This is a genomic window from Pseudorhodoplanes sp. (assembly GCF_050250235.1).
Lineage (GTDB): Bacteria > Pseudomonadota > Alphaproteobacteria > Rhizobiales > Xanthobacteraceae > Pseudorhodoplanes.
Genome location: NZ_JBFWPA010000317.1, coordinates 1 through 2,784 on the forward strand (window position 1 = coordinate 1; position 2,784 = coordinate 2,784).

Annotated in this window: 3 protein-coding genes; all 3 read left to right on the forward strand. The window is 56.6% G+C overall.

Going from position 1 to position 2,784, the window contains the following annotated elements; all coding sequences use genetic code 11:
• Positions 1–287 (forward strand): glycine cleavage T C-terminal barrel domain-containing protein (locus AB7F49_RS39350; RefSeq protein ID WP_428533473.1); only part of this gene is annotated, 287 nt, incomplete at its 5' end.
• Between the two features lie 9 nt (positions 288–296).
• Positions 297–665, forward strand: a complete 369-nt coding sequence (gcvH, locus tag AB7F49_RS39355) for a glycine cleavage system protein GcvH (protein ID WP_428533476.1) — start codon at positions 297–299, stop codon at positions 663–665.
• Positions 666–699: 34 nt separating this feature from the next.
• Positions 700–2,784, forward strand: a 2,085-nt coding sequence (gene gcvP, locus AB7F49_RS39360) for an aminomethyl-transferring glycine dehydrogenase (protein ID WP_428533479.1), incomplete at its 3' end; no start/stop codon positions are given.

Genomic DNA, 2,784 nt, shown 5'->3' on the forward strand with positions numbered 1-2,784 from the left:
AGCAGTTGGCGAATGGGACCGCCCGCCGCCGTGTGGGCCTGAGACCAGAAGGCCGCGCGCCCGTACGCGAAGGCGCTCCTCTATTTTCCGATCAGCTTGCAACACATAAAATAGGCTCGGTCACCTCCGGCGGTTTCGGTCCGAGTTTGAATGCTCCAATGGCGATGGGCTACGTGCCCGCTGCTCTTGCCGCCGCTGACACGCAGATATTTGCCGAAGTCCGCGGGCAACGGGTGCCTATGCGTGTCGCCGCTACGCCTTTCGTTCCTAACGCCTTCAAGCGCTGAGAGATCAACATGAGCAAACTATACACCACCGACCATGAATGGATTCATGTCGACGGCGACGTCGCCACCATCGGCATTTCGGACTACGCGCAATCAAACCTGGGCGACCTGGTTTTTGTAAGTCTGCCGGAAGTTGGCCGCGCCCTTAAGAAGTCCGAAGCAGTTGCAGTAGTTGAGTCCGTAAAGGCTGCTTCCGACGTCTATTCTCCCATCTCCGGCGAGGTCGTTGAGACGAATGCGGATGTCGTGTCCGATCCGGCCCAGGTAAATGCAGACGCCGAAGGCAAAGCTTGGCTCTTTAAACTCAAGATCGCCGACAAAAGCGAACTTGAAGGATTGATGGACGAAGCCACCTATAAAAAAGAGCACACCGTCTGAGACGCCTTACAAACATTCAAGCGGACCTGCATCCATGAACGCTCACTCCAAACATACTGGCGACGTTGCTGTAAATTTCACCCGGCGCCACATCGGTCCGTCTGAAGCTGACATCTCTTCGATGCTGAAGACTGTCGGCGCTACGAGCCTTGCCTCGTTGATGTCAGAAACGCTTCCCGCAGCCATAAGACAGAAGTCCGCGCTGAATCTCGGCGAGGCCCTCAGCGAGACGGACGCGCTCGCTCATATGAAAGAGCTTGCCGCACAAAACCAGTCTTTCACGTCGCTTATCGGCCAAGGATATTACGGCACGATCTTGCCTGCTGTAATTCAGCGAAACATTCTGGAGAACCCCGCCTGGTACACCGCTTACACGCCCTACCAGCCTGAGATCAGCCAAGGCAGGCTGGAAGCGTTGTTTAACTTCCAGACCATGATCTGCGATCTAACCGGCCTGGACGTCGCAAACGCCTCGCTTCTCGATGAAGCGACTGCTGCCGCCGAAGCGATGGCGCTTTCGGAACGAAGCTCCCGGGTAAAGACGAAAGCTTTCTTCGTCGATCACGAAGTTCATCCTCAAACGCTCGCTGTGATGCGGACCCGCGCCGAACCTCTCGGTTGGAAACTGATTGTAGGCGACCCCCTCAACGACCTTGATAAGGTTGATGTTTTTGGCGTCATTTTTCAGCATCCTGCAAGTTCAGGGGCGATGCGTGATTTGCGTGCCGCAATTGAGACGGCGCGCGCCAAAGGCGCACTCGTAACGGTCGCCGCCGACTTGTTAGCGCTGACCTTGCTGGCGTCGCCCGGCGAGTTGGGCGCTGATATCGCTATCGGTTCGGCCCAACGTTTTGGCGTGCCCATGGGCTATGGCGGGCCGCATGCTGCTTACATGGCAGTGCGCGATGCGCTTAAGCGCTCACTCCCCGGACGCATTGTTGGACTGAGCGTGGATTCTCGTGGAGCGCCGGCATATCGTTTGGCGCTACAAACCCGCGAACAGCATATCCGCCGAGAAAAGGCGGTTTCCAACATTTGCACCGCGCAAGTTCTCCTGGCCGTCATCGCTTCGATGTATGCCGTCTATCATGGGCCGGATGGACTTACTTCGATTGCTCGAGCAATCCACCAGCGCACCAAAGTTTTGGCAGCTGGTTTGCAGAAACTAGGCTTTTCGCTTCAGTCTGATCGTTTCTTCGATACGATTACCGTCGAAGTCAGCGCACAACGCGACGATATTGTAAGACGAGCAGCACTCGAAAAAATCAATCTCGGGATCGGCAATTCTACACTTCGTATAGCCCTGGACGAGACCAGCACCGAAGAAACCGTTGAAGCGGTGTGGCGCGCATTCGGCGGCAACCTATCTTATCCTGAAGTCGAAATACCCGCGCGCGATGCTTTACCAGCTCAGCTACTGCGCACAAGTGCATTCCTTACGCACCCTGTTTTCCATGCATACCGCTCGGAGACCGAACTGCTTCGATACATGCGCAAACTAAGCGACCGCGATCTTGCGCTCGACCGCGCGATGATCCCGCTCGGATCGTGCACGATGAAATTGAATGCCACGACCGAAATGGTCCCGCTGACCTGGCCGGAGTTTGCAACGCTGCACCCCTTCGTGCCAATCGACCAGGCCAAGGGCTATCACAAGCTTTTTGAGCGGCTTGAGCGATGGCTGTGTGACATAACCGGCTACGACGCAATTTCCCTTCAGCCGAACTCCGGCGCGCAAGGCGAATATGCGGGTCTTCTGGCAATCCGCGGATATCATGCGGCCCGCGGAGAAGCTCATAGAAACGTTTGTCTGATCCCTTCGTCCGCACACGGCACCAATCCTGCCTCTGCTGCATTGGTGGGTATGCAAGTCGTTGTCGTCGCCTGCGAAAAGAATGGCGACGTCGACGTCAACGACTTGCGCGCCAAGGCGGAAAAGCACGCTCAGAATCTCGCCGCCATCATGATCACTTACCCCTCCACGCATGGGGTTTTCGAGGAACGCATTCGTGAGATCTGCGACATCGTTCACAGTTACGGCGGTCAGGCTTATCTCGATGGCGCGACCCTCAATGCTCAGGTGGGAGTAGCGCGACCCGGCGACTACGGCGCGGACGTC

Coding starts and splice junctions, on each gene's coding strand:
- gcvH (WP_428533476.1), top strand. CDS start 297: ATGAGCAAACTATACACCACCGACCATGAATGGATTCATGTCGACGGC.